This window comes from Lutibacter sp. (assembly GCF_040883305.1).
Lineage (GTDB): Bacteria > Bacteroidota > Bacteroidia > Flavobacteriales > Flavobacteriaceae > Lutibacter.
Genome location: NZ_JBFLKT010000098.1, coordinates 1 through 5,151, shown reverse-complemented (window position 1 = coordinate 5,151; position 5,151 = coordinate 1). Strand labels below are relative to the sequence as shown.

The 5,151-nt window shown below is 29.7% G+C and carries 2 protein-coding genes and 1 pseudogene; 1 reads left to right on the top strand and 2 read right to left on the bottom strand.

Annotated elements, in window-relative coordinates; translation table 11 throughout:
- Nucleotides 1-994 (bottom strand): annotated as a pseudogene (locus tag AB1Z17_RS02995) (S9 family peptidase); the annotation flags it as partial.
- A gap of 267 nt (nt 995-1,261) precedes the next feature.
- Here AB1Z17_RS02995 and AB1Z17_RS02990 point away from each other — a divergent pair.
- Complete coding sequence (locus AB1Z17_RS02990) at nt 1,262-2,269, top strand: 3-oxoacyl-ACP synthase III family protein (protein ID WP_368050308.1); 1,008 nt, start codon at nt 1,262-1,264, stop codon at nt 2,267-2,269.
- Nucleotides 2,270-2,451: 182 nt separating this feature from the next.
- On the opposite strand, the gene AB1Z17_RS02985 is transcribed toward AB1Z17_RS02990, so the two are convergent.
- Nucleotides 2,452-4,911, bottom strand: coding sequence for a TonB-dependent receptor (locus tag AB1Z17_RS02985; protein WP_368050307.1), 2,460 nt, complete (start codon nt 4,909-4,911; stop codon nt 2,452-2,454).
- Nucleotides 4,912-5,151 lie beyond the last annotated feature (240 nt).

Genomic DNA, 5,151 nt, shown 5'->3' with positions numbered 1-5,151 from the left:
TTGCAGGTTTATCGGCTCTCCAGGAGAGGTTTCTTATACCTGTTCTAACTGCCATAAACCCTTTAGGTAAATCTTCAATTAAAGGAATTTCTAACATAGTTTTTATAAAACTTCCATCAGCATTATAAATGGTAGTTTTTGAAGGAAACCTGCTATAAGGAACTAAATAAGAAAAAGGTTTTTCTATGGTTGTTATTAAAATATAATTTCCATCAGGAGAGAACGACATACCTCTGTACATATCTTTTTCTTTCCAAAGTGTTTTGTTTCCATTTAAATCAACTTTGTATAATTCTGCCAATGCAAGTTGTTCAAAATTATGTTCGTCACTTTTATTTTTTAAAAGATCCTGATACGTTCTATTTTGAGCTTTTACACCTTGTTCACTTACTGATATTGTTGGTCCAGTAGGAACAGCAGTTTTAGTATCAATTAAGGGCTTTTTATCTTTTGAAATGGTTTTTACAAGCAGCGAGTTGCTATCTTTAAACCAAGAAAAAGGCATTCCAGTATTTGCATTTAAATTAGCGTCAGTTATTTTTTTAACTGCTTTTGCTTCAATATCTAATATCCAAAGTTCTACACCATTACTAACGGTGTTTGTAAACGCCATCATTTTTTGATCAGGAGACCAAGAAAAATTTGAATAACGTCCGTTTATTGGTAATCCGGCAGCGGTTTCTTCTTTAGAAGTTCTTCCAACACGAACTTTAATATCTGTATTATAACGTTGTCTGCTGCTAATGTTGGTTTTTGGATTAATTCTGAGCCCACCAAGTCGCATTTCGGTTTCAGAAAGTTCTTCAATATTTTTGAAATTAGAGCGGTATAAAAAAACGAAATTTTGACCTTTTTCATCCATTCGCATAGATGGAGCCAATGGTGCTTCCGCAAGTTCTAAAATTTCTTGAGGCGGTTTTTGATAGGTAAGAGCCTCTTGAGCAAACATAAATGTTCCCCAAAATAAAATTACTGTAAAAAGTATTTTCTTCATATTAAATTTGTTTAAATAGTGTGTTATCAAAGCTACTAAAACAATAATTGTAACATTATTAATAAAATGTTAAAAGCTAAATTTATGTTAAATTGTATATTGATTTTTAAAAATTTATGCGCTTTAAAAATGTATTTTTGGTAAGTGAATTAAAAAAAATTGTTAGAAATCTAATTAATTTTAATGATTATTTGGTTATTATTGTAGCAGTTGTAAAAATGTCAAGATTTTACTAAGTTTGAAATCACCCTAACAAAAATTAAAAATATGTATAATTCTAAAATAACAGGACTTGGATATTATGTGCCTGATAATGTTGTAACCAATGAAGATTTGTCCAAAATGATGGACACTAATGATGCTTGGATACAAGAGAGAACAGGTATAAAGGAGCGCAGATGGATAAAAGAAGGAAGTGAAGATACTTCAGCTGTAATGGGAGCAAAAGCATCAAAAATAGCGATTGAACGTGCTGGATTAACACCAAAAGATATTGATTTTATTGTATTTGCTACGTTAAGTCCAGATTACTATTTTCCTGGTTGTGGTGTTCAAATTCAAGAAATGTTGGAAATGAGAACCGTTGGCGCTGTAGATATTAGAAATCAATGTTCTGGGTTTATTTATGCAATGTCTGTTGCCGATCAGTTTATTAAAACCGGAATGTATAAAAATATTTTGGTTGTTGGTTCAGAATTTCATTCTGGAGGTTTAGATAAAACAACTAGAGGTAGAGGTGTTTCTGTAATTTTTGGTGATGGTGCTGGAGCAGCGGTATTGTCGAGAACAGAAGATAATACCAAAGGGATTTTATCTTCTCATTTACATTCTGAAGGAAAACATGCTGAAGAATTAACAGTTTTAGCACCAAGTATTAGACATTGGGTACCAAAAATTTTGGAAGAAAATGATAAAAATGATGAATCTTACTTTCCATATATGAATGGTACATTTGTATTTAAACATGCAGTTGTACGTTTTTCCGAAGCAATTGTTGAAGGATTAAAAACAAATAATTTAGAAGCTACTGATATTGATATGTTAATTCCGCATCAAGCAAATTTAAGGATTTCACAATTTGTTCAAAGGAAATTTAAATTGACCGATGATCAGATTTTTAATAATATACAAAAGTATGGTAACACTACTGCAGCATCTGTAATTATTGCACTTACGGAAGCTTGGGAAAAAGGAAAAATTAAAGATAACGACTTAGTTGTTTTAGCTGCCTTTGGTAGTGGATTTACTTGGGGAAGTGTTATAATGCGTTGGTAAATAATAAAAAATAAAAAAGCCTCAGAATGCAAGTTTAGAGGCTTTTTGTTTAAAAGTTATTGATTAATTCAAATAATTACAATATCCTTTTATTTTTTTATCAAATTTCTTATCTATAGTAAAAACTATTTTAATTTAGTTTTGTGACACTTTTAGATGTTAAAAAATAGCTAATTTTCAATTTATATAAATCCACCACTTCCTTCAGTTTCATTATTATCTCTTGCCTTACGTTTTTTGGCTTTGTTTTTTCCACCTCCAAATCGGTACATAAAACCAACATAAGCAGTTCTACTTTCCCAGTTAAATTGTCCGGTAGAAGGATATGGGTTTTCAGATTTAAACTTAAATTTCATACCTTCAAAAATATCATTAACACGCAAACTAACAGTTCCTTTTCCTTTTAATACATTTAAACTTGCACCCGTATTAATCATCCACATTGGGTCTACCTTAAATTGAATAGATTCACCGCCACCTCTATACATTGCAAATAATTGAAATCTAAGATTTTTTGTTGCCTTAAAATTATTGCTCAATCTAAAGTTTATTGAATTATTTGTAACTTCTAATTGCTCACCATTTGCAATTCCACTTTCTTTTTGAGTGTATAAATCGAAACTTGCATTTGTTCTCCACCATGTTGCAATTCTATAGTTTGAAGATATTTCAAAACCGTATCTATTATTACTTTCTGTATTATTAAATGAAAGTTCAACTTTATCTTCATCTAAAGGGTCAACATTTAATATTCTGTCAATATTATCATTAACTCTTCTATAAAAAGTTCCTAAAGTAAATGAACCTTTTTCGTGTTGTTTTGTATAGTTAAATTCGTATGAGTTTGTAAATTGAGGTTTTAAATTAGGGTTTCCAACAGAAGTGATTAATGGAGTGCTCCATTCTCTAATTGGATTTACTTGTCCAATTGACGGACGGTCAACTCTGCGACTATAACTTAATTGAAATTGATTTTTATCACTAGGATTGTAAGTGAAAAAAGCTGAAGGGTATATTGAAAATATTTCATCTGAATAATTAACAGTTTCATTTCCTTTTACAAAAGTTCCATCAACATTATATTGCTCAAATCTTGCTCCCAATTGCATAGATAGTTTGTTAAATTTTTGATTGTAATTAACATATGCCGAGTAAATATCACGATTGTATTCAAAGAAAGTATAATCTTTTAGTTTAGTTGCAAACCAATCATTACCGTCATCAATTAAATCACCATTTGAGTCGTAAATAAATTCATGCTGTGTTGTGACATTAGTGTTTCTAGTTTCATTAAAACGTGCTTCTAACCCAAGTTCTAGTTTTGAATTTTCAGATAATGGATTTGTATAATCTAAATTAAACAATCTTGTACCTCTTTCATTTTTAACGATATCATTATAATTACTGGTAAGATCATAAGAGCGGATTAATTCTTTATAATCTGCCAATTCAGGACCTTCTGAGTCAGAAAAATTAGCTTCAAGCTCTAGATTGTGACCTTTCTTTTCAAAATCTAGTGTGTAATTAAAATTATACGCTTTTGTATTAGATTCACCATCAACCAGCATTATACTGTTGCTGTTTAATACATTGTTAAAAGTAACTTTTGTGCCACCATCAAAAATATTATCAGTCAAATTTTGAGTTGTATAAAATGAAAAAGTATTCTTATCATTTATGTAAACATCTGCGCCGACTTTTAATAAATGTGAAGTTCTATCATCTAACATATCAAAGTTTTGAATTGAATTATTATCAAAACGCTCAACAACTCCATAATTCGAACTTTTACCATCGTTGACACCGTAATTAGCAAAGAAATTGACCTTTCCTGTTTTAAAATTCATGTCAACCGATCCGTTGAATCTATTATTTTCTCCCATGGTCAATCCGGTATTAATTGAAGTGTTAAAGCCAATATTTGCATTTTTGTGGAGTACAATATTTATAATACCACTCATACCTTCAGGATTGTATTTGGCAGATGGATTTGTAATTAATTCAACACTTTTAATCGATGTTGAAGGGATTTGTTTCAATAAATCGGCAGCATTAATGTTAGTAGGTTTGCCATCTACTAAAACGCGTACGTTTTCATTCCCTCTTAAACTAATATTTCCAGTTTGACTATCTACTGAAACTGATTGTACATTGTTCAATAATTCTGAAGCCGTTGTTCCAGCGGATGTCAAATCTTTTCCAACATTAATTACTTTTCGGTCAATTTTTTGAGTTATAGTGGAAGTTTCTGCAACAACCACTACTTCATCTAATTGTGCAGTATCTTCTTTGAGTTGAATTGTACCTAAATCAATTTTTGAATTTGCTCTAGTAATAGTTACTTTTTTTATTTCAGTTTTATAACCAATAAATTGAATTTCAATTGTGTTTTCTCCTTCTGGAATTTGTTTAATAGTAAAGTTCCCTTCATGGTCGGTAATTCCACCAGTTTGTATTTTGTCTTCCGTATTTTTAATTATAATACTTACATATGGTATTGCCGTATTTGTATTTTTATCTATAACTATTCCTGATATGACTCCAGTTTTAATAAAAGTTTCAATTGGATTAGATTCAGAAGGAATTTGTGCTGCTGCACTTAGTGTAAAAATAAAACTGTATATAAAGATTATTTTTTTCATTCTTTTAGTTTATTTTGATTAGTAGATTAAATTAATTTTTAATTAGTTTTTTATTCAGTAGTTAATGCATAGAACCTTGTAATACATAAGACTATGTTGTAATTTGGTTGAACTTCTCTAGTTTTTTTCAATTTTTATAAGGCTTTTTTGGATTGTGTTATGTTTAAAAGACTTCTTATTGCAAATAATGTTACTTAGAATATCATATTTTAACTAATTTTAACATATGAATAAAAAAAC

Coding starts and splice junctions, on each gene's coding strand:
- AB1Z17_RS02985 (WP_368050307.1), bottom strand. CDS start 4,911: ATGAAAAAAATAATCTTTATATACAGTTTTATTTTTACACTAAGTGCA.
- AB1Z17_RS02990 (WP_368050308.1), top strand. CDS start 1,262: ATGTATAATTCTAAAATAACAGGACTTGGATATTATGTGCCTGATAAT.